Origin of the sequence: Spiroplasma chinense (genome assembly GCF_008086545.1) — a bacterium.
GTDB classification, from domain to species: domain Bacteria; phylum Bacillota_I; class Bacilli_A; order Mycoplasmatales; family Mycoplasmataceae; genus Spiroplasma_A; species Spiroplasma_A chinense.
Genome location: NZ_CP043026.1, coordinates 417,152 through 441,321, shown reverse-complemented (window position 1 = coordinate 441,321; position 24,170 = coordinate 417,152). Strand labels below are relative to the sequence as shown.

Annotated in this window: 21 protein-coding genes; 2 read left to right on the top strand and 19 right to left on the bottom strand. The window is 26.8% G+C overall.

Translation table 4 applies throughout. The annotated features are described in order from the left end of the window. Positions 1-62: 62 nt before the first annotated feature. From SCHIN_RS02005 to SCHIN_RS01955, 11 genes are all read right to left on the bottom strand, one after another. On the bottom strand, positions 63-3,008 hold the full coding sequence (locus SCHIN_RS02005) for a DNA translocase FtsK (RefSeq protein ID WP_166507969.1): 2,946 nt from the start codon (positions 3,006-3,008) through the stop codon (positions 63-65). 276 nt (positions 3,009-3,284) lie between these two features. Beyond that, entirely contained in the window at positions 3,285-3,644 is a 360-nt protein-coding gene (locus SCHIN_RS02000; protein WP_166507968.1) for a hypothetical protein, read from the bottom strand. A 5-nt stretch (positions 3,645-3,649) separates the two neighbouring features. After that, a complete protein-coding gene (locus SCHIN_RS01995; protein ID WP_166507967.1) occupies positions 3,650-4,030 on the bottom strand; it encodes a hypothetical protein in 381 nt (126 codons plus the stop codon). Positions 4,031-4,104: 74 nt separating this feature from the next. Further along, the gene (locus SCHIN_RS01990) at positions 4,105-5,808 is read right to left on the bottom strand and encodes a ribonuclease J (RefSeq protein ID WP_166507966.1); all 1,704 of its coding nucleotides are present in this window, start codon (positions 5,806-5,808) and stop codon (positions 4,105-4,107) included. Positions 5,809-5,987: 179 nt separating this feature from the next. Then, positions 5,988-6,722 (bottom strand): ATP-binding cassette domain-containing protein, encoded by a 735-nt coding sequence (locus tag SCHIN_RS01985; RefSeq protein WP_166507965.1) that lies wholly within the window; start codon positions 6,720-6,722, stop codon positions 5,988-5,990. Between the two features lie 12 nt (positions 6,723-6,734). Next, entirely contained in the window at positions 6,735-8,267 is a 1,533-nt protein-coding gene (locus SCHIN_RS01980) for a hypothetical protein (protein WP_208057192.1), read from the bottom strand. Positions 8,268-8,558: 291 nt separating this feature from the next. Continuing rightward, positions 8,559-10,097 (bottom strand): hypothetical protein, encoded by a 1,539-nt coding sequence (locus SCHIN_RS01975; protein WP_166507963.1) that lies wholly within the window; start codon positions 10,095-10,097, stop codon positions 8,559-8,561. Positions 10,098-10,393: 296 nt separating this feature from the next. Next, on the bottom strand, positions 10,394-11,977 hold the full coding sequence (locus tag SCHIN_RS01970; RefSeq protein ID WP_166507962.1) for a hypothetical protein: 1,584 nt from the start codon (positions 11,975-11,977) through the stop codon (positions 10,394-10,396). Positions 11,978-12,510: 533 nt separating this feature from the next. After that, positions 12,511-13,248 (bottom strand): ABC transporter ATP-binding protein, encoded by a 738-nt coding sequence (locus SCHIN_RS01965; RefSeq protein ID WP_166507961.1) that lies wholly within the window; start codon positions 13,246-13,248, stop codon positions 12,511-12,513. A 15-nt stretch (positions 13,249-13,263) separates the two neighbouring features. After that, positions 13,264-14,994: a hypothetical protein gene (locus SCHIN_RS01960; protein WP_166507960.1), complete on the bottom strand. Its 1,731-nt coding sequence runs from the start codon at positions 14,992-14,994 to the stop codon at positions 13,264-13,266. Positions 14,995-15,173: 179 nt separating this feature from the next. After that, complete coding sequence (locus tag SCHIN_RS01955) at positions 15,174-16,004, bottom strand: lipoprotein (protein WP_166507959.1); 831 nt, start codon at positions 16,002-16,004, stop codon at positions 15,174-15,176. A gap of 172 nt (positions 16,005-16,176) precedes the next feature. On the opposite strand from SCHIN_RS01955, the gene SCHIN_RS01950 reads away from it, so the two are divergent. After that, a complete protein-coding gene (locus SCHIN_RS01950; protein ID WP_166507958.1) occupies positions 16,177-16,476 on the top strand; it encodes a rhodanese-like domain-containing protein in 300 nt (99 codons plus the stop codon). Between the two features lie 24 nt (positions 16,477-16,500). On the opposite strand, the gene SCHIN_RS01945 is transcribed toward SCHIN_RS01950, so the two are convergent. Both SCHIN_RS01945 and SCHIN_RS01940 read right to left on the bottom strand, forming a co-directional pair. Continuing rightward, on the bottom strand, positions 16,501-16,854 hold the full coding sequence (locus SCHIN_RS01945) for a hypothetical protein (RefSeq protein WP_166507957.1): 354 nt from the start codon (positions 16,852-16,854) through the stop codon (positions 16,501-16,503). Beyond that, positions 16,854-17,657, bottom strand: coding sequence for an NAD(+)/NADH kinase (locus SCHIN_RS01940; protein ID WP_166507956.1), 804 nt, complete (start codon positions 17,655-17,657; stop codon positions 16,854-16,856). Before SCHIN_RS01940 ends, SCHIN_RS01945 begins: the two co-directional genes overlap by 1 nt. Before the next feature lie 101 nt (positions 17,658-17,758). On the opposite strand from SCHIN_RS01940, the gene trpS reads away from it, so the two are divergent. Then, positions 17,759-18,772 (top strand): tryptophan--tRNA ligase, encoded by a 1,014-nt coding sequence (gene trpS, locus SCHIN_RS01935; protein ID WP_166507955.1) that lies wholly within the window; start codon positions 17,759-17,761, stop codon positions 18,770-18,772. Between the two features lie 9 nt (positions 18,773-18,781). Here trpS and SCHIN_RS01930 read toward each other — a convergent pair whose 3' ends face one another. The 6 genes from SCHIN_RS01930 to SCHIN_RS01905 all read right to left on the bottom strand — a co-directional run bounded on the left by SCHIN_RS01930 (position 18,782) and on the right by SCHIN_RS01905 (position 24,169). Beyond that, positions 18,782-19,132 (bottom strand): hypothetical protein, encoded by a 351-nt coding sequence (locus SCHIN_RS01930; protein ID WP_166507954.1) that lies wholly within the window; start codon positions 19,130-19,132, stop codon positions 18,782-18,784. Between the two features lie 138 nt (positions 19,133-19,270). Then, positions 19,271-19,636, bottom strand: coding sequence for a 50S ribosomal protein L20 (gene rplT, locus SCHIN_RS01925; RefSeq protein ID WP_166507953.1), 366 nt, complete (start codon positions 19,634-19,636; stop codon positions 19,271-19,273). 16 nt (positions 19,637-19,652) lie between these two features. Further along, positions 19,653-19,847, bottom strand: coding sequence for a 50S ribosomal protein L35 (rpmI, locus tag SCHIN_RS01920; RefSeq protein ID WP_166507952.1), 195 nt, complete (start codon positions 19,845-19,847; stop codon positions 19,653-19,655). 21 nt (positions 19,848-19,868) lie between these two features. Then, positions 19,869-20,399, bottom strand: coding sequence for a translation initiation factor IF-3 (gene infC, locus SCHIN_RS01915; protein ID WP_166507951.1), 531 nt, complete (start codon positions 20,397-20,399; stop codon positions 19,869-19,871). Positions 20,400-20,614: 215 nt separating this feature from the next. Next, the gene (locus SCHIN_RS01910) at positions 20,615-21,895 is read right to left on the bottom strand and encodes a hypothetical protein (protein ID WP_166507950.1); all 1,281 of its coding nucleotides are present in this window, start codon (positions 21,893-21,895) and stop codon (positions 20,615-20,617) included. Between the two features lie 9 nt (positions 21,896-21,904). Next, complete coding sequence (locus SCHIN_RS01905) at positions 21,905-24,169, bottom strand: glycoside hydrolase domain-containing protein (protein WP_166507949.1); 2,265 nt, start codon at positions 24,167-24,169, stop codon at positions 21,905-21,907. Position 24,170 lies beyond the last annotated feature (1 nt).

The window sequence follows — 24,170 nt, the reverse complement described above, 5'->3', positions numbered from 1 at the left end:
CAATTGTTGCTAAACAATTAATTTTATTATAAATAAAAAAACGTGATTAATTTAATCACGTTTTAATAAATTTCTTCTTTTTTGACATAGATATCTCTTGATTTAGTGCTATTTTGTGGTCCAATAACCCCCATAGCTTCTAATTCATCAATAATCCTTGCGGCTCTATTATAACCGATTTTGAATTTTCTTTGAATTAAACTTGTTGATGCTTTTTGTTCTCTGATTATGTAATCTTTAACTTCTTCAAACAATTCATCTTTTTCATCAAAGTCACCATATCCATTATCATTATCATTTTCCATTTGCATGAATTCTTCATCAAACATTTGTCTTTGTTGTTTTGAACAGTGATCCACTAATCTTTCGATTTCATCATCACTTATAAATACCCCTTGTGCTCTCATTAAACTAGAACTACCAGGTGGTAAGTAAAGTAAGTCTCCTCTTCCGATTAATTTTTCAGCTCCAGAAGAATCTAGAATAGTTCTTGAGTCAATTGCAGAAGCTACTGCAAAACTTATTCTAGTAGGTATATTTGATTTAATAACTCCTGTTAAGACATCAGTTGAAGGTCTTTGGGTAGCTACAATTAAATGAATACCAGCAGCTCTTGCCATTTGAGTAAGTCTTGTAATTGATTCTTCAACATCTTTTTTGTTTGCTGTCATCATAAGGTCTGCTAACTCATCAATAATAATTACATAGAAAGGAAGTTTCTTCTTATCATCTCTTATTTTTGCATTATAAGTTTCAATGTTTTTTACACCATTTTTTGTGAATAAAACATATCTTCTATCCATTTCATTAATTACTTTTTTTAATGCATTATTTGCAAGATTCATATCACTAATAACTGGTGTTAAAAGGTGAGGAATATTTGCATAAGTAGATAATTCAACTTTTTTAGGGTCGATCATTAAGAATTTAACTTCATGAGGTTTTGCTCTCATCAAGATTGATGAAATAATACCATTAATCATAACTGATTTTCCACTACCAGTTGAACCTGCAACTAACAAGTGGGGTGCTTTATCTAATTCACCAAATAACATTTCTCCTGTTACAGTTTTACCAATTGCAAATAAAAGTTTTGAGTTTAATTTTTGAATTGGTACATTTTGAATAACACTTCTAATTGGCACTATTACAGGATTATCATTTGGTACTTCTATACCAACTGCAGCTTTTCCTTGAATTGGCGCTTCAATTCTAACGTGTTGATTTGCTAATGCAAGTTTCAAGTCGTTTTCTAAACTTGTAATTGAATTTACTTTAGTACCTGGACTTGGTTGAATTTCAAATTTTGTAACACTAGGTCCAATATTCATATTTACAACTTTGGCTTTAACTCCAAATTGTTCAAATGTTGCATCAATTGAATTTGCTTTCAACTGAGCCATTTCTTTAAGTTTTTCAAACTCTTTTTGATTATTTAAATCTTTATTCAATATTTCAATGTCAGGTAAAACATAATTATTATTTACATACAATTCTTTTTCTGTTGCATTATTATGATTCAATTCAATAGTTTGAGTATTTTGGTTTCTTGGAGTAAATCTTCCATAACCATTTACAACAGTTTTTGTAAAGATATCTTCCATTGGTGAAACATAATCACTTGCTTTTTGAACATTTTCATTTCTTTGATTAATTTCAGAATTAGAAGAACTTATAAATTCTTCTAAAGATAATTGACTTGTATTGTCAAAATTAGATGATTTCATTTCCCCAAGTATTTCTCTTGTTCTACCATTTCCACCATGTGGAGTGATACGAGCTTCTCTTTCAAGTTTTTTACGAACCTCATCTTGACTTACTTCTTTACCATATAAGGAATTTGCAGGTACTTCATTTTCAGGTTTTTGTTCTCTTCTCGGTAAATACATAGCTTCAAATTGCTCATTTGGGGCTATTTCAGTTTCTTCGTTTTGATAAAATACTGGTTCAGAACTTTGATAACCTATATTTTCATAACCTTTATTTCCAATTCCAAAGAACTTCTCTTCTTCCAACTTTACGTCTTTAAAAGGATCTGGTTTTCTGTTTTCAAATGGTATATCAAAGTTATCATCATAAAAACCAGCATCCACTGGTGCATAGACATTATGTTCTTGCACCTTCATAAAACTTGGTAATTCAATTGTCATATCAGATTCTCTAATTGATGAAATAACATCAAAATTATCCAATGTTGTATTTTCATCAAATTGAATTAATTTAAAGAACTTACCTTTTCTAGATCTTTTTTTATTTTCACCAATATTAAATTGATTTTTAGATTTAAGAGATAAAATTCTAAGTCTTTTACCTTTTCTTTTACCTTTTGGTTTTAATAAGTAAAATGGATCTCCAGTAAATATTCAAATCATGTTTAAATAAAAACCAAATAAAGCTATAACAAGACCTCCATAAATTGTGGTATATGAACTTATACCAGCCAATACAGTCCCAAATAAACCTCCACCAGCTCACATTGTAAAGTAACTTTCTCTACTTGATATTAAAAGATTTCTATTTTCATCTCCAAAGAAAGAATGTCTTTTTCAATGAGTTAAATAAGATTCAACAGTGTCTACAAAAATAGTTTTAGAAAATACTTTGTCAACAACAAATGATTGACTTTTCATATGATGGGCTACAATAAATAAAATTGATGAAATTATTCAACAAAAGACAATTCATGTTACAAAAATCATAAATATAAATCTTTTTTTAGGTTTAATTTTTATTCCAAAATAGATTGCAAAGTCTATGACAAAAAATAGTAGATATAGAAAGTATTTAAATCACCCAAATGGTAATGTAAATATTACATCATCTAAAACTTGTCCTACAACTGTTATTCTTCCCAAAGAAATTACGCTCAAAAAAAACAGTATTAAAGCAGAAACTATTCAAGAAATTGAATCTGGTCTTCTTTGTTTTTTTTGTAATTCAAACGCCCTAGTTCTATCAGAATCATTATCGTCTACAGGAAAACCTACAAAGTCTTCATAATTGTTCACAAAAATCACCCTATTTGCCCTTACCATATAATTTTAATACATTTTAGTCTTTATTTTTACACATTTTAAAATTGTGTTATTTGGTAATAAAAAAAATAACAATGGTTTAATCTCTTTTTTTGTTCAAAATAATTGCATTCTAATATAAACATGGTATTATAAAAGTAATCGGTTATTAATTGACTGGGTTGTCTATCTTATAGGATATGACATACGACAGAAAGTGGCGCTAAGCTACAGAAAAAAGGAGATAAATCTCCTTTTTTTGTTTATAATTTAGTATTCATTACTATTTGATGTTGAATTACCAATTATTGTTAAAATTCCACCAATTAAACCACAAAAACTTACGATTCCTAGCACTCCTGCTGTTAATCCAAATTTTGTATCATCACCTTTTTTTAGGGCAATTGAACTAAATACAATAGAAACTATTTGCATTATTGTCATTATAATGAAAATAAGAGCTTCTACTAGGAAAAATGATGAGCCGGTTTCTTCATCTGTAGCTTTCCCGACATCTGAGGAAAGGGCAAAAAATAATAAAAATATAAAGCCACAAACCCCAAAGGCACAACCTCCGATCGCGTTTAAGACTATAGATGTTATAAGCCCACCTTTTTTTAATCCATTCATTAATATTACTCCGTTCCTGTTTTTTTAGAGTTACTAATACCTACAATACTTAGAATTCCACCAATTATAGAACTTAAACTAAGTAATGCAAATATAGCACCTACAAGACCTATTTTATCATTATTCTTAGCTAATGCCAATGAGTTCAAAACGACACTTATTGTTTGAATTATCATTGAAATAACGAATAATACTACTAAAATAGTTACTGCTATTTTAGCAACTTCTTCTATTAAAGCTATATCTTCATCAATCATACTTTCTTTTGCAACTTCTAACACCATATCTGTTGTTGTCAAAAACAGCAAAGTAATCAATAACAAAAACAAACTTACACCATTAATTACTATTGATGTTATTTGTCCTGCTTTTTTTATTCCTAACACATTATCACCTCACCCTTTATTATATAGATTTAAAACAATAAAGCAAAAACACCCTTATATTAGGGTGTTTATTGCTATCTTTTTCTTGGTTCATAAAAGCTACTAATGTTAATTTCATTTACAATTACAAGAACTATTGGTTGTTTTCCAGTGTCTTGTTTAATTGTGCTTCTAATTCTAGAAATAATCTCTTTTTTAATTACATTTAAATCATATGCCGTTGGGTTATTTTTAGTGTCTGTTCTGTGACGATCTAAAATATCAATAATTTGTTTTTGCATTAATTTAAAGATTGGGTTATCTTCTTGAATATAGATAACACCTCTCATTTGAATGTCTATTAATGAAACAAGTTCTTTTGTTTTTTCATCAATATTTGCACCAATTATAACAGCTCCATCAGTTGCTAATTGTTTTCTTTCATTTAAAACAACAGCTCCAATATCTCCAACTCCAATTCCATCAACATAAACATCGCTTGTTTTTACCATTTCTGATGCAATTACAAGTTTTCCTTCTTTTGAGATTTTTAAAACTTGTCCATTATTGATTAATTGAATGTTTTCTTGTTTAACTCCAGCTTCAAGTGCAGCTTTTTCTGCACTTAAAAAGTCTTTATATAATCCTTTTATTGGAATGAAACTTTTTGGCTTCATGATTCTTGTCATCATTTTGATGTCTTCATAACTTGCTCTCATAGATCAAATGTTTCTATCACTTAAAGCAATGATATTTGCATTAGTTCTTGCAAGTTCATCTAAAACTTCTGCATGTCTTTTTTCAACCCCAGCAGCTGGTGGAGTTGCTAAAATAATTGTGTCTTTTTCTGAGAATTCTATTACATCATCATTTCCTGTTGCAATTTTTGCAAGTCTTGAATAAAGTAAATCCCCAGCTCCAGTTAAAATCAATATTCCATCATCAGATTTCATATAGTCATTTAATGAAATAATGTCATTTTTGTTTATCCCAAGAGATTCTTGAATAATTTTTGATTCAACAACTTTTACAAGTGTTTTACCATAAATTGCCATTTTTCTCCCTTGTTCTTTTGCTTGTTTAATGATTTCAAATAACTTGAAAACATCTTCTTCAAACATCCCTAAAACAAGTCTGTGTTTCATATCTTTCATTGGTGCTGTAATAAATTTTTCAATTCTATGATTTGGAACAGTATATCCAACTCTTGAAGCATACTCTGAATCACTTATTAAAGCTAAAACACCTTTTTCAGCTATTTTAGACAAGTGGTTCATGTCTGTTGAGAATCAAGATTGTTCACTACCATCCATTATGTAATCACCTGCATAAACAATTACACCATCTTCAGTATGTAACGCAAAACCAAAAGTTTCTGGGAAACTTGAAGTTGTTCTAAAGAATTCTACTTTATTTTTACCAAATTCAATGATTTCTTTATCTCTAACTATCTTGAAGTTGTTTTCTCTATTTTTAATTCTGTATTTTAAGTTTCTGTATTTTAAGATTGTTGTTGTAAGTTCGTTACAGTAAACTGGTGCATCAATTTCTCTTAAAATGTAGCTTATTGCTCCAGCATTATTACTGCTTGGATTTGATAAAAAGATTCCTTTTATTTTTTTTGAATTTGCTTTTAAAAAGTCAAAACTTGGAATTACTACATCAATTCCTAAGATACTTCTTTCAGGAAACTTAATTCCTACATCAAATACAAATAAATCTTCGTCAACACTTACTATGAAAGTGTTTTTTCCTCTTTCATCTTGACCACCTAAGGCCATAAATTTAATTTCTGCCATATTTCTCTCCTTATTTAGTTCTATTAATTTTCTAAAAATGTTTGGTCATTCTTTAAAAAGGTCATGACCACAGAATAAAATCAATATTATTATAATTTAATTTGCTGTTAATTTATATGTTTTTATGCATTTTTTAGAAAATTAAAAAACAATAGAAATCTATTGTTTTTTAATTGCTATTAGGAGAATATATCTTCAAAAGAACCTTGTTTATCAAGTTGAAAATGTTTTGAAGCACTTTGTTGGTATAAGTCTATTATTTTTTCGTTATTTTCTAAGTACTTATCTAACACTAGTCTACTATCTTTAATAATTAATACCCTATTTACCAAGCCTTGTAATTCATTTATTATGTGACTAGTTATAACTATTATTTTGTTTTTTTCTGATAGTCTTTTTAGAATATCTAGAAATTCTATTCTAGATTTTACATCTAAGTTAGAAGTTGGTTCGTCTAAAATAATAACTTCTGGATCTGATACCATTGTAATTGCTAAAAGCGCTTTTTTTTGCATTCCTGCAGATAATTCTTTGAAAGTCTTTGTTCTATGTTCAAATAGTTCTAAATGTCTTAATAATTTTAAAGTAGTAGATTTACTTTCTTTTTTACTCATGTTTGATAAACAACCAGAGTATATACAAAATCTTTCAATTGATATATTTCTTGGATATATACTTTGATCTGGAAAAAAAGCAAAATCTTTATATTTTCTTTTGTTTATAACTTCGTTATTATAATAAACTTTTCCATCATTTCTTCTATATTCATTAAAGAAGGTTTTTATAATGGTTGACTTACCAGCACCATTATCTCCAACCATTCCTACAATATCACCTGGAACTAGTTCAAAACTTATATCCCTTGCACCATTTGTTTCTGAAAATAACTTGGTTAAATTTTCAACTCTTATCATTTTTACCTCTTTCTATGGTTTTACTTTTCTAATATAAATAAAGTGTCCTATAAGCAGAAATGTTAGCCCAAAAAATAAATACGAAATATAATACACACCACTTCTTAAAACTACATTAGATTCTTCATAATCAATGGTTGGCACATCTTCTAAAGGAGAATATGGTTCAATTAATTCTCTTTGTTGATTAATCCATTTCGGATTTTGTATCAATTTAATATCTTGTAGAATAAGTCAAGAATTTAGATTTTTCATCAATACATTATTTAAACCTACATCATTAGAGCGAACTGTATACAAACTCATAAAAACCAGACTCATAAATGGGTTAACAAGATAAACCTTTCTTAGCGAGAAAGGATCATTTTGAATAATTTGATAAACACTATTTGAGTAGTCAACATTTTCACGGTCAGGATTCAATTTAGCAGCTTTTCCAATAAAATAAGTTAAAAACATCATAAACATTTGATTCCCATCTCTTATGCTTAATTCTTCTTGATAATCTAACAAGTTAACTATTCAACTATGCAATCATCAATAACTTATATGTTCGTAACCAATACTTTGAGAAAAATTATCATTAAAATTTATTATATTTTTTCTTCCACCTTCTTCAGTTCCGTCCTTTAAAGAAACTTCAAAAAATGCTATTTCATGTTTAATAATTTCTTTTATTTCAATAATTTCATCCTTTATATTTTCTAAACCAAGCGTTGTTTCAAGACTTGTTATTGTATCTTTTGATGTTAAGAATTTAATATAATCATTAAGTTGGTTTTTACCACTTAAATTTTTTTTACTATAACCATTAAAGAGGGTATCTTTAAAATTTCCTTTAGCATTTTTTAAATTGGAAAGCTCATAAAATTTGTATAAATCAGATGACTTAAAACTATCTGAGAGTTTAAATTCAGTATTTTTGCTTATTTTTTCATTTTCGTTAAACAAAAACTCCAAATCTAAAACATAACCGAAATTAATATAGTAATATATTACCCCCCAAACTTCATAGTGCGCTTCTTTAAAGTATTCTTCAATTTTTTTAAAAGCTTCATCACCTTTTAAATCAGTCGAAGAATTAGGTTTTTCTTTTAAGTCAAATATTGTCTCTTCTTTAAGTTTTGCTAATTCACTAAACATAAAATTAACAATGCCTTTAGGATTTTCTTTTGCCAAACTTTGTATTTTCAATGAGTTTATGTTTTTATACTCTACTGAAATTTCACTATTAAGTAGAAATTCTACATGAAGTATTGCAAAGGCAGGAGATAGAGAAAGCAATGTTGCTAAAAATGCAGACACTGATAACATAACTTTCATTTTTAGAAAACTACCCACCAGTACGCAAATACCAGTAAAAAAAATATCTGCAGCTATTAATGCTGTATAACCTGGAATATACCCTTTTAAAAAGTAATCATTGTTGAGTGGGGCAGAAATTTTTACAATAACAAAAAATAATAGCATACCCAAACAAATTGCAGATCATGATATGGTTTTTGATATTAAGATTTTTACTCAAACAATTGTCTTATGATCCAATCCCTTTCTAATCTCTAAACTAAATATACCATTGTCAATATCAGTTAAAATAAAATTTGAGGTTGTCCAAATGGTAAAGGCACAGATAAAAAGAAGCCATAAAACAAAAGTTGTTCATTGATAATAAATTGCATGTTTATAATAAGAATCATATTTTAGATTACTTCAAACACTTCACATTACAACGCTGAACAAAAACAAAGATGCAAAAGATATTCAAAATATTTTAGAAAAAAAGATTCTACTATAATTAAATTTAATTAAACTTTTCATTAAAACTTCACATACTTTCTAACTAAAGTAAAAATTATTTACATTGACCTCTGTAGTAGCTCTCGCTCATGCTGCATTTTGTTGTTTTGCATGTGCTTCAGCAGCAGTTAAGATAGAAAGTACTATTGTGGCATATTCTCATCTGTATTCAATGAAAGCATAACTTTTCATTCAATTTACATTTGAATAGCTATAATGAAACAATTCCTTGCCACCAGAATATTTAGTAAGCTCCAATTTGAAACCACCTTTTTTTTCATTTATTTTTACATCTTTATTTAATTTAGCAAATTTAAATGCGTCAAAATTCAGCCATCTATAATTTTCTAAAAAAGCTGTTTTTCCTAGACTTGGCGTGAATCTTATTGATTGTATTTTGATATCAGTTTGAAGAGTCATATAAGAATCTACTTGTCTTCTTCCTGATTCAATCTTTCCAAATCATTTATCACTTGCTAAAAAACTTATTCTAACAGTTCCAAAGTAATGGTTATCTTCCCTACCATATATTTCAAAACCTGTGTAAGTAACTGTTGAATGATTTATCAAAAAATCATAATGAGTAGCACCTTCGTTATATCTTACTATCATGTCCACCACACTTAAAGTGTTTACATTTGAAAATGCTCCCAAGAAAGTATTTTTAATAATACTAGATAAATGTTTAATTTCCTTAAAAGTTACTTCTATTGACCCATAATATATAGAATTTTCATTAATTGGAACAACTACTGCAATTTCTCTTTCTAAATCTATATTTTGCACCTTAAGTTCTTTAATATCTACTTTATTGTTTTTTTCTGCCAATATATCTAATATTAATTGTTCATCAATTTTAACCTTAATTGTACCAAGTTCAAAATTGTTTATAACATCATTCAAATTAATACCTAATAAGAATTCAATCTTTAACTCACCTCTGTAATATTCCGAATTCATAATCGGTGTTATCAATGCACTCCTATTATTAATTGAACTGATTTTCAATTGTGTTCAATTAATTTTGTAATCTTTATTTTTAGTCTCAATGTTATTCATCAATGATTGAACACTATTATCACTTATAGTTCCAAGATTTTTATTTTTAATAATACTATTTAACGAATATACTCTTTTAGACTTATTAACTAAAGTCATTTTGAAACTTAAAGCACCTTTAAACATAGATAAATTTTTAGGTCTAAAAGTAACTCTTGTCAAAATTTCTTCGTTCCTATCTGGCATTTCTCAATCAATCCCATTTGCAAATCATTGTGAGGGTTCGTTATATAAATAAGAATCTCATATATTAAAAAGTTCATCTTCTATATGAGGATTACTATCAATCATTGATCACTTAATTTCTTCTAAATAAGTATTTTCATCTATATGTTTATTATCAAAAATAGCAAGATCAGTTTCAAAATCTTCAACTTTTATTCTAGATAATTCTAAAACTTTATTTTTAGATTTTTTATAATGGTTTTTGACCTTAACATTCTGTATATTTGTAATATTATTATAATTTCCAATTGCAACTCCAAAGAATAAGCACGAGGCAGCAAAAATAGTTAACATTTTTTTAATAAATATCACCCTTTCTGGTATGGCCAGTTTTGATAGTTATTAATTGTTAATCTTAAGTTTTGATAAGTTATTAGCACTTACCATACACTTTTATATTAGCATATAAAAGTTTGAATAAAATAAAAAATAGAAACCTTTAAATTGTAAATTTCTATTTTTTTGTTTTATTTGTTAATGTTATATTTATTTGTTGAATTTTTATTTAAAATATCAGATTATAAAATATATCACATAAACCAGTCTGTTTTTAATAGTTCTGTAACATTAAAGAGATGGATTGAACTCCTTTATGGCTTTACTTTTCTAATATGAATAAAGTGTCCTATAAGTAGAAATGATAGACCAAAAAATAAATAGGAAATATAATAAACATCACTTCTTAAAACTACATCAGTTACTTCATAATCTATAATTGGAGATTTTGAAATATTATAATAAGCTTTCCTAATATAGTTAATTTCTGGCTCATAATTTTCATTTACTTTAGGGATAACATCTTGTATATATAAGTTGTGAATTAAAACTTTCATTAAGCCATTATTTAAAGTCAAATCATTACTTCTTAAAGTGAAAAGACTCATAAAAGGAATACTCATAAAGGGGTTTACTAAAAACAATTTTCTTAGTCTCCAAATATCATCTTCCATAACATCACTCCATTTATAAAAACCAGGTCATTCACCTTGGGCCACTCGACCCTTTGAAGCAGCACCTATCAAATAAATCAAAAACATCATCCATAATTGATTTCCATCTTTAACTTTTAAGGCATCATATATATCAATTGGATTTGTTGAAAATTCTCCAAACTCATAGCTACGCACTCCACTATATCCGACATCGGATTGCGCATTTCCATTTAGCGAAAATTTGATTTTATTTAAAGAACCCATTTTTTCAGTCTCTATTAAAATACCAAAATTAGATATTTCTTTATAAATAAGTTTATTAATTTCTTTTATCTCTACGCCTAAGTTTTGCAAGGATAACTTTTGCTCCAAATTAGATATCACTTCTTTTGAAGTTATAAATTTTGAATAGTCATTTAATTGATTTTTACCAACAATATTATCTTTTTTTAATTTTTTAAAAACACTTTTATCAAAATAACTTTTGTCACTTTTAAGATTAGTTATTTCAAAAAAACTATGCAGTTTTGAAATTTCTGAATCTTTTTTGTACTTAAACTCTAAATAACTATTTAAAGCAGCGTTCCTATTTAACAGTACATCTATGTCCAAGATTTGTCCTAAAGTTATATAGTAATAAATTATTTCTCATAACCCACCTGATTTATTATCAAAATCTTCTAAAAGTGAATTTTGTGTTCTTTCAAAACCCTCATCTTCTCCTTTATCTTCTTTTTTAAAAACCTCTAGTGTTTTGTTATTGTTAAAATCTGCAAAACCTTCAAATAGCAAATGTGTTAACCCATCAGGCTTACTTTTAGCTAACTTTTGCATTTCCAACCCATTTATATATCTATAATCAGCATAAATACTATCATCATAAATAATAGCTAAATGAAGAATTGAAAGTGCGGGTGATATTGCTAAAATACCAGTTAAAAAAGAAGCGATAGATGTCATTAACTTAATTTTTCCAAAACTTGCAACAAAAAAACATAATCCTGTAAAAAATATATCTAATACAATTAGAGCAAAATATCCTGGTATGAAGCCTTTTAAAAACATTTCTTCTGAGTAAGGTTTTGAAATTATCACAATCAAATAAAATGAAAGCATACCAAATAAAACAATGAATCACAAAACACTTTTGGATACTAACAATTTAATTCATGTTATAAGTTTGGCATCTAAACCCCTTCTCACTTCTAAACTATATATACCATTTTCTACATCAGAAATCACAAAAACTCCTACGGTTCAAATTGTTATTATGCAAACATACAAAATTCACAAGGAAAAACTAATTCAATGATGAAATCTTGAGTCATTTTTAATTTTCAGTCCTTCAAGATTTGTTCAAACACCTCACAAAATTAAACTTGTCACGAGGATCAATGAGGTTAAGAACCAAAAAAATTTATTACGAAGCATTCTACCATAATTAAAAATAATTAAGCTTTTCAAATTAATTACCCCCCTAGATTGATACCCTGAATTTTAAAGTGTGAGTTCAAATTTTATTTAAAAAAATGTTATAGATACATTCTTCCAACAAAAAAACTGCAGCCAGAAATTAATTAATTGCTACTTTTATTGTTATTTTTAAATTTTATTATTATGTTTTAGATATTATTTGCTATTGAAATTGTAATTATTAAAATTTAATAATTTTACTTTTGATAAGTTTTTAGTACTTACCGTACTCTTTTATATTAGCATACAAAAGTTTGAATAAAATAAAATAAAAAAACAATAGGGTTCTATTGTTTTTGTTGCTACTTTGAAAAAATATCTGCTAAATTATTTCTATCCTTATTAACTTCGTTGCTTTTTGTTTTATTATTATAAATTGATAAGATCATTTCATTTTCTTCTAAATATTTTTCATAAATTAAGGTTCCTTCCTTAATAATAATTAATTTATTAATTAGACCTTGTAACTCATTTATTATGTGACTGGTTATTAGTATTGTTTTATTTGAACCTGCAAGTTTTTTAAGTAATTCTAGAAATTCAAATCTAGATGATAAATCTAAATTTGAAGTTGGTTCGTCCAAAACTATGATTTCTGGGTCTGAAATCAAAGTGATTGCGAGCATCGCTCTTTTTTGCATACCTGCAGATAAATGTTTAAAAGTCTTATTTTTATATTCATATAATTTTAAATATTTTAATAATTCTCTAGTTCTTAATAAAATAGTTTTTTTACTTATTCCAGATAAACATCCAGAATAAGTACAATATTTCTCAATACTTATATTGTTCGGAAAAATACTTTGATCTGGAAAAAAAGCCATTTTCTTATAGTCTTTTTTATTTAGAGGTAAATTATCTAAATAAAATTCTCCACTATTTTTTCCATATTCATTAAATAAAGTTTTTATAATAGTTGACTTACCAGCACCATTATCTCCGACCATCCCTACAATGTCACCTGGTTTGATGCTAAAACTTATATTTGAAATACCATCACCACTTGAAAATAATTTTGTTAAATTTTTAATTTCCAACATATCATCACCCCCACCTTATGGTCTAACTCTTTTTATATAAATGAAATGAGTGGGCAAGGCAAGAATAAATGCTATGACAATATATGCCAAATAAAATTTTCAAACATCAATTACTAATTTGGTGTTTTCAAAATACTTTACAGGCAAATTATCTCTTTCTATAAACAGTTTAGTTTCCTTGACTATAGCATTTTCATTTTCATATAGAGCTAAATCATGCATATAAGTAAAAGGCATTAAAGTATCACTTAAAAATTCACTTACAAAAATATTGCTTGAAGTTTTTGTAAATAATGTCATATAAGGAAAGCTAAATATTGGATTTACCAAAAATAGTTTACTTTTTTTATCTTCATCATTATATATCAAATCATAAGCCGATCCTTCAACCACATTTTTACCAGTATTTGGTTTTACTCGTCCATTTTTATAAATTCAATAAGACATTAAAATTATAAAAAGTTGATTCCCATCACGTATTTTATAATCTGTTAGTGATGAAAAAGAATAATATCTTGCAGTTCCCCATACAGAAGGATAAACTCCAGACGTACCACTATTTACATTTACAATATAATCACCCCTATAATCTGGACCTACAAACATTTTTTCTCAAAGTCAAAAATCTCATGCTAAGTCTTTAATAAAATTTAAATCTTTTTTTACATCTTTAAAATTAAATTCTTTTTCTAATAGTTGAACCATCTCAGTAGAACTTAAAAAATCTAGATAATCAAATAGTTGGTTTTTACCTGTTAAATTTTTTATATCAAAACCTTCAAAAATGGATTCTTCAAAATTGTTTTCTTCATTTATAAGAATAGTTTTATTAAAAAAATTAATTATTTTACTGTTTTTGAATTTTTCTGTTAAAGAGAAATCAAAAACTGCGTTCATTTCTTTATCTGCGTTTAATGTTTCTTCAATTTCAAGAGGTTGTCCAATTGATAAAAAGTAAAACATTCTAAAATTTTTTTCTTCTAAGATGTAATCAAAACTATGGTCTAAAATATTACCTTTTCTTTTTATAACCAAATTTTCAGGATCATTAAAAGTTGTAATTTCATTAAAGAAAAACGAAACTAAACCTTCTTTATTTTCATCGGCGTATTTTTGTAATCTAAGTCCTGTTAAATGTTCGCTAGAAGAACTTACATAAACACCATATTTATAATTTTTATGCAAAAAAGCTGTGTGAAAAGTGCCTATTAGTGGAGAAAAAATAAAAACTCCTATTAAAAACGAATTTATAGCCAATAAAGGTTTTAATTTTATAAAACTTCCACATAACAAACAAGTTCCTGTAAATAAAAAATCTAGAGCAAACAATGCAGCATAACCAGGTATAAATCCATCCATATAAGCTTGAACTTTTAAAGGTTTTATTATAATAACAACTATATAAAACAAAAGCATAGCTAAAAGTATGGTTAATCAAATAATAGATTTTACAACCATCAGTTTTACTCACATAGCACTTTTATAATCAACACCTTTTCTTACCTCTAAACTAAAGATACCGTTTTTAACATCAGATATCATTATGTTTGATATAAAATAAACACTCATTGATGCAATGTAAATAATTCAAACAGCTAGAGAAATTCAATTTAAGTATAAATTAGAATCTTTAACTACCCATATAACATAAAGCATTAAACTACTTAGAAATGTAAATAGAGTAGAAAAAATAAAAAACTTAGATGTAAATATTCTATTGTAATTAAATTTTATTAAATATATCATTAATAACTATCTCCTTTTCTGGCATGGTGAGAATTTTGATAGTTGTTAATTTTTAATTGTTAAATAGTTTTGGTACCACTTACCATATACCCATATAATAACATATGAAAAAATAATAAAAGGTGTATCAGTTATTAAAATAAAAAAAACAATAGAATCCTATTGTTTTTGTTGCTATATTAACCTAAATTATAAGCGCTTTTTCAATTAGCTGTAAGTTCTTGATAACCTTCTGCTTTTTTATTATATTTATAACTTGTGTCATATTCTGTTATAAAAGTACTTAAATTTCAAATTTCAAATAAGTAACCTGGCATTGAAACTTTAAATTCTAACTCGATCAATGATTTGATTGCATTATAATCTTCATCAGAAATTTTAACACTTTCATCTTTACTATCGTGTAAAGTGTTTAATAATGATAAACCTTGTGCTGTAGGATTTTCTAAAAAGTTAATTAAACTTTTATATGTTGCTTGTTCTTCTCCATCAGCATTATTTCTTTTTTCTATAAGAGCATCCATAACACCTTTTAAAGAACCATTTTCTTCTAGTTTAGTTTTGTACTCTTCAAATTTTGTATTGTATTCATCTTTAACACCTTTAATTTCTTCTGCATTTTTTGCAAAAGTAACTTTTTCTTTTTCCGCTCTTTCTAACAAGTAAATAGTTGCAGGTTGAGTGTCTAAGAAGAAACTTTTAATTTCTTTCATGTTTGCTCTATCAGTTGAACTTAATGAAATTTCTTTCTTTAAAGTTAAATTACCAGTTTCGCTATTTCTTTCAGCTAAACTTTTTGTTGTTTTTGATATTAATTCACTATTTGTACCGCTAAAAATTTGTGTGTATATTTCATTATGAAATAGATCTAACAAATTGTTGTATTTTTCATCTCAAGTTTTTCTTTGACTATCTGTCAAAGTTATAACCTCTGTTCCACAAGCAACAACAGTTGCTGAAGAAGAAGCTATAAAACTTGTAGCTGCCAATATACTTAATAATTTTTTCATATATTCTTTCTCCTTTTAAATACACCTATATTTTAGTAAATTATTAACAAATAGCAATATAAAACAGTGTTTTATTTTGCTTTTTATTTTATCTACCTTACATATATTGTCAATTTAGTTTTTAATGTTAGAAAGTAAAATAATAAAATATAATAATTATGAGGTGAAAATAATGAATATATCAGTTGAAGAATTTAAAGAAATTGAAGATGATGTTTTAGTTATTGATGTTAGAACTAAACAAGAATTTGATTCTCTTTATAAAGTACCACATGCTAAAAACATCGAACTTAAAGATTTATTTAACAATTATAGAACCTATTTAGGGATTGATTTTACAAGACCCATCGTGACAGTATGTAATGCTGGAAATAGAAGTGGTGAAGCTGCCTTATTTTTAAGAGAGCAAGGTTATAATGCTCGAACTTTGTCTGGTGGTTCATTTGCATATAAAAGAAAATTTGAAAAATAAAAGAGAACTTTTAAAAGTTCTCTTTTATTTTAAGTCTTTATCTAACCTCTTATAAAAGTTGTTTAAGTTAAAGCCTTTAACAGATAAAGTTACAATATCTTTTTCAACTTTAGCTTTTACACCAATTTTAGTTAGATATTTTTCATCAACCAAACTTGAAGACAATACTTTAATTTGTTTGTCTTCAAGTTTTTCTACATTTTGAATTCCACCCAAACCTTTTAAAATGTTTGGATAAGTAAATGCTTTTGGATCATTAATTAATTTATCTCTTTTAAATTTAATATTTATCTTTTTTGCAAGACTTAAATATATCAATAAAGCAAGTGCACAAATACATGCAACAAACGCTAATGTTATAGTTAAAATAAAATTCATTACTCAATCATTTCCTTATCTTTAATAAAGATATCACGTAAAACTTTTATTTCACTTGTATCTTTAGGGTTAATATGACTTATCATTTTAATTTGAATATCACTTACAGTAATATCTAAAATTTTATCCTCTATTTTTCTTTGCTTTGTATCACAAATTAACAAATCATTTATATTTTCTAATTCAAATCTAACTTTACTTCTTTTGTCTAAAATTATAGGTGAATTTAATGTTCTAAACTTGTTTGTACTTACTGGCACAAGTTCTTGGATTTGATATAATCCAACACCTTTTGCAAGAATTACAGCGCCTCCAGTAGACTTCATATAACCTGTACTTCCAGTTTGGGTTGAAACTACAAGTCCTGTTCCATGAAATGTTTCTAAATACTCATCATTTATAAATATCTTTATATAAGTAGCTTTAGTTTCGTTTAGAATTTTCATTTCATTTGTTACAAGATGAGTTGTTTTTCCATTTTTTATTTCTAACATTTCATATGAATGTTCAAAATATGTTTCTTTGTCAATCATTTCTAGGATAGTTTCAAGTTCATTTACTCTGTTTTTATTTGTATAAAAACCTATTCCCCCTGATTTAAAAGGAATAAACTTTATTTTTTGTATGCTATTTTGGTATTTTTGAACCGCTTTAAGAAAGGTTCCGTCACCCCCAATTACAAAAACAAAATTTGGTTCTTTTTCATCTAAAACATGTCCTTTTGATGTTAGAGTTGATAACAACTGTTCAACACTAACATCAGTTACAATGTAATCATTTTTTACAATACTAAATTTAAACATAATTTTTACCACCTGTATAATATATTTTACTTATTTAATATTATAAAAACAAATAAAATGTATAATAACAATGATATTTATTTTTAAAGGAGTATATTTTTATGGAAAAAAAAAGAATGTTAAGTGGAATTACAACCACAGGACAAATGACATTAGGTAATTATATTGGTGCTATGAAAAACTTTGTTTCAATGCAAGATGAATTTGAAATGTTTGTTTTTGTTGCAAATTTACACGGAATTACAACACCAATTGGTAAAGAAGATTTGAGAAGAAATATAAAAAACATGGTTACTTTATACTTTGCATGTGGTTTAGACCCAAAAAAATCAACAGTTTTTGTACAAAGCGAAGTTTTAGAACACACTCTACTAGCTTGGGTTTTAACTTGTAATACAACTTTGGGTGAGCTACAAAGAATGACTCAATTCAAAGACAAATCAGTAAAAATGAAATCTGAAAATGGAACTGAATTCATTCCAACTGGTCTATTAACTTACCCTGTTTTAATGGCGGCAGACATTTTACTTTATGACCCTGCTTTTGTACCAGTTGGGAAAGACCAAAAACAACATATAGAACTTACAAGAAACTTAGCAGAAAGAATGAATAATAAGTTTGGAGAAATGTTTTCAACACCTGAAGAATTTACTCCAAAAGTAGGTTCAAAAATTATGGACCTACAAGATCCAAGCAAAAAAATGTCTAAATCTGCTGAAAATCCTAAAAGTTTTATTGCATTATTAGATGATGTAAATGAAGTTAAAAAGAAAATCAAATCAGCAGTTACTGATTCTGAAAATATAATTAAATATGATCCTGAAAATAAACCAGGTGTAAGTAATCTTCTTACAATATATTCAGCATTAAAAGAAGTTGAAATGAATGAAGTAGAAAAACACTTTGAAGGAAAAGATTATGGCGTTTTAAAAGAAGAAGTTAGTGAAGTTGTTGTAGCTTTATTAACAGACATTCAAACAAGATATAATCAATTACTTGGTAGTGATGAAGTTGATAATTGATTAAATGAAGGTGCAGAAAAAGCTAGAAAAATAGCTAGAAAAAAAATGACCAAAGTATTAAATCTAACTGGTCTAAATTACAAAAGAAAATAGGACTCTGTCCTATTTTTCATTTTCATAAATACTTTCATCAAATGCTCAAAGCATTTTTTTTACTTTATTTAGAATTTTAGTACAATCATCTTTTGGTCTAAATTCAGAACATCCTGGATGTATTGCAACAAAATTTGCGCTTTCAAAACTAAAATTTTTGATATTTATTGGTTCTGGTATTCAACCAAATTTACCCAACTCTAAATTATTAAATTCTTTTCTTTTCATGTGAAATTTACAAATAAAACACATTCTAAATTCTTGTGCTTCTTTATTAACTAGTTCTGGTGAATTGTTTCAAGCTGTTTCAATGTCTTCTTCTGTAAATTCTATAATTCCTTTTTCATCTAATTTTGCCATTTTTCTAGTACCTCAATATTTATATATTATATAAGAAATAGGTAAGTTTAAAACTATTTTTAAATCACTTTTTTTATAAGTCTGTCAAAACTCTATATAGAAGCAAAAAAATCGAGCTATGCTCGATATATTGTCATCTTATTTTTTAGCGCTTAAAGCTTTTTTTGAAGCATCTACAATTTTTTCAAATTGTTTTGGTTCATGAATTGCTAATTCTGATAACATTTTTCTGTTGATATCAATTCCAGCTAGTTTTACACCATTCATGAATTTTGAATAACTTAAACCTAAAGGTCTAACAGCTGCATTAATACGTACAATTCAAAGTTTTCTAAAATCACGTTTTCTTAGTTTACGTCCAACGAATGCATAATGCATTGAACGTACAACTTGTTCATGTGCTTTCTTGTAGTTTGCTTTTTTTGTTCCGTAGTAACCTTTAGCTCTTTTGATTCAACGTTTTCTTCTTGCTCTTGTTACTTTTCCAAATTTTACTCTTGCCATACTATTTACCTACCTTTTAGTTTTGTAATAATCCTTTTAGACGTTTCATATCACCTGCTGATACGAATGATGCTTTTTTAAGATGTCTTTTTTGTTTTGTGGTTTTGTTTTGTGCTAAGTGAGATCTATAAGCATGACCTCTTTTAAGTTTACCAGTTCCGTTTTTCTTAACTCTTTTAGCTAATGCACGTTTAGTTTTCATTTTTGGCATAACTTTTTCTCCCTTCGTTTATTAACCTTTTTTAGGCACTACATACATGTCTAAGAAACGAGTGTTTAATTTCGCATCTTTTTCAATTTTGGCGATATCTTCAATTTTTGTATAGAATTTTTTTAGTGTTTCTAGTCCAAATTCTTGATAAGCTATTTCTCTTCCTTTAAATTTTAAAGAAATTTTAACTCTATCTCCGGCTTCTAAAAATTCTCTAGCTTTTCTAGCTTTTGTATCCATATCATGATCACCAATACCAACTGTAAGTCTAATTTCTTTATTTTCAACTTTGATTTGGTTTTTTTTGTTTTCACGTTGTTTTCTTTTTTGTTCATATTTGAACTTACCAAAGTCCAATATTTTTGCTATTGCTGTTGAGTTGTCTTGCATACCCACTTGAAGTAAGTCAAGTCCTTGTTCTTCAGCTAATTTTAAAGCTTCGAATTTATTTAATGGTCCTTCTTTTGAACCATCTTCTTTAATAATCAAAATTTGTCTAGCTCTTATTTCTCTATTCACAAATTCTGTTTTTGCATTTTTGTTGTCTGCCATTTTTCCTCCAAAATAAAAGTGTGCCTTAAAAGTCTAGGAGCACACTTGAAAATTATTTTAACGTATCTATGTTTTATTTAGATAGTAAATAAGTTTTTACCGTTTTCTTTAAAGTGACGGTGAGCTGTGCGCTTCTTCTTTTAAACCAAAATTATTATATATTATTAATTGCTAAAAATTCACTTTTTTTACTTTTTTTATAAAAAAATGTTTAATTAACCAGTGAATTTAACTGGTAAATGGAATAAAGCTAATTTCTTGTTTTCAGCATCATTTTTAACAGTAATATATTCAGTATTTGAACTATAGAATAAAATGTTTAATATTGGTAATGTTTCACCAAAATATTTACCCGGGGATGCTACTGAAAGTTTAGCATTATCTACCCAAATATTTGCATCACTACTTCACCCTGTACTTCAAAATACATCGTCACCAGAAGCTGCTTTAATCAGCCTCATTTCAAACATGTCAGACCCTATTTCTAAACCACTTTCTATGTAATGATTTGACATAATTTCAGAAACATATTTTTTAACTATTGGATATAAATCACCAAAATTAGTTGATTCTGCTTGACCCTTTACCCTTAATGCAAAAGTTTCTTCTTCATTTTTTTCGTCTTTGTTTTGACCAAGTCTATAGATATCTTCGATTTTTTGAGTTTCTCTATTATCAATTGTAATTGGAGTTACTACTGAATAATTTAAGTCTTTTTCTAGAGCTTGTGTAACACCACTATAGTAACTATCAAATTTAACAAAAGTACTGTTTAATCAATTGGGTTGATTTTCAATTTCTTTTACATTGATAGTAAATTTATTATTTTCAACTTGAGCCAATGTATCTAATTGAGCACTATTTAAAATAGTTTTTAAATTTGTTTCAATATAGTCTTTTAGTTCTTGAGCATCTTTTAAGTTATATTTTTCTTTTAATGAATTTAAGATTTTTTCATTATCTGCTTTTTGTGAAATTTGATCTAAAATCTTTTCCATAGATTTTTTATAATAATAATAAACTTTATCAATACCTTGAGCTTCTTCTTGAAACAACAAAGCTTCATTTACACTAATTTCTGTAGAAATTTCTGATAATAAAGCTCTATTATCATAACTTTTACTTTCTACATAATTATTTGGTGTTGCAAAAATAACTAGAGAAAACATGTTAATAACAGGTAGATCTTTGATTTGATCAATTGTTATAAAAATATTTGAATTTGCGTTATACGCAGGACTCAACATAACTTTTGCTTTACTTGGACTAACTTTTGCATTTTTTAAAATTTGTACTTCAAGTTCTTTTAACTTTGTTATATTTTTACTCTTTATTAAATCTACTACACTATTTTGTTCTACAAAATCATTTAATTGAGATTTTGAGATATTTATATTAATATTTTCTGGCTTAATATCTGAACCACAAGCAACAAGTGAACTTGTTGCAGATACAGATAAAGTTATGCTAGCCATTAAATTAAGTAATTTTTTCATAAATATCACCTAAAAACCTTTCAATTCTAAATATTGTTTTACATTTTCAATCATTACATTTACGTAAGTTGAAGTTTTTGTAATATCAATATCTTTCAATGATGGAGATACTGTAAATATAAAGTTTGAATCTTGAGTGAATTTTGTAGGTCTACCAATTTGATTTAAAATTAATTCTTTTTCTTTATTAGTAAATGATAATTTACTTTCACCTATTTCAGTTAAAACTTCCATTTTTTTAACTAAATGATACGCTTCTTCAATATTAAATATTCTCATACTTGGTGCACTATTTTTTAGATAGTAAGTTGGATACATTAAGTATGCATCACCAGGTTCATTTTTATGAGAATTGTCATAATCACCATCAGCTGTGATGTTGCTTCTGTATCCTTCATAAGCAAATCTAGTAAATCCATCTAAACCAAATTTGTAAGCTGCTAACATTCCTCAATAAGATTCTGAAGGAAGTGAAGCTACATATGTTGCTGGGGCATTGTTTCAAGAAGAATACATTCAAGTTTTTTTACCCATAGCTTTTCTTTCAGCAAAAGCTTTTTTCAATCTCTCAAAAATAGTTTTATCATCTAAAGCTTTCATAATAATTTCTCTTTGTTGAATTGTGATGTCATCAAACATATTTACAATTCTTTCTTCAACACCCTTATCAGTTTTTATATCAATATCATATTGTCATCCAACATAAGCGTGGAATTTTAATTTTGAATCAGTGTCAACTGATTTAACTGCTTTTACAATATCACTATCAATTGAATAAGAAGTTTCATCCATTGAAATGTAGAATTGCATATCATTACCATCATCTAATTTTAATAGTTCTTTATTTTCATTTATAAATTCTAATAAAGAACTTGTAAGTTTAGGAATGATTTTATCAATGTATAATTGACCTGCTTCAGTTATTATTCCTGCATTTGAAGATCCTATTAAAAGATCTTTTAACGCAGAAACTATATAGAAGTTTAAGTTAGGCGCATTTTCATTTCCAGAAAAATTAGAACTTATCCCATTATTGTTATCATAATCATAAAAGAACTTAATTCCATTTGTTCCTCTAGTAATTGAAGGAAGATAGATTTTTTTAAAACCGTTTTCCTTTGCAAATTCTATATACTTTTTCATTCCATCAAAATCAAAAGTATATTCAAGGTTATCATTTTCTAACATTTCTTTAGTACTCTTTGAAATATCTTCAAGATATTCTTCATGAGTATTATAAACGTTATTGTTTTTTACTTTAATTCTCATAACCGAATTTCCAAATGTTGGAGCATATGCATATTCCGAATTCATTTCATTCATGTATTTGTAATTTTCTTTTAATAAATCTTTGTAATCATCTTTAAGATATGTTGGATAATAATCTTTATTAAACGTCATTCAATCAAAATACATTTCTTTATCTGTTAAATATTTTTTAACAGAAGCAGCTTCTTGATTATTTGGTTTGTTATCGGTTGCTCTTTGTGAAATAGTTCTTGAACTATTTGCACCCTCAACATTTGCAGGATTTAAATTATAAGTTGCTAGTGTTGCTGGACTTGTCATTGCATTGAATGAAAATCCATTATCTATATTTGCATCAATGTTGTAAGTTTGAATACTTATTTTTTCAACTTTTGTTTTAAATACACCATCAACTTTATAATTTAATGTAATTTCATATTCATAAGTTCCTTCAACAACTTTATCTGAGTAACTTGAAAAGTTAACCAAAAATGGTTGAACTATGAAATCATCAAATCTATTTGCATAGTTATTGTAAATTTTATCTGGATGGTAACTCATACCATTTGGTATAGCTACAGTTCCTTTTGATTTTTCACTTTTAATTAAATTACTTGCAGAAACTTGTGCAGTAACTCCATTATCAAAGTTTGTAATATATGCAGATACACTTTCTAAATTTTTATTTTTGTTTCCTACAATTATCATTTGTTCGCTTTTTCTATCATTTCTTCAAACATTTAATTGACTTGCTTTCTTTTCGGTATTGAATAGAGAGTCATAATTACCGTTAAAAGTAATTTTATTATTTGAATCATAATAGTTTGCATAGTTATACATTGAATCTCCAAAGAAGATATTCAAATCTTTATCCATATCTTCTTTTCCTACAGAAACTACATTTTCTATGTATTTTCCGTCGATTGATATAGCTTTAAAATATTTATCATAAACTGTTAAAGCTTGTGCTCCAATTATACTTATTCCAAGCATAACCGAACCAAAAACCATTAATTTCTTTCTCATT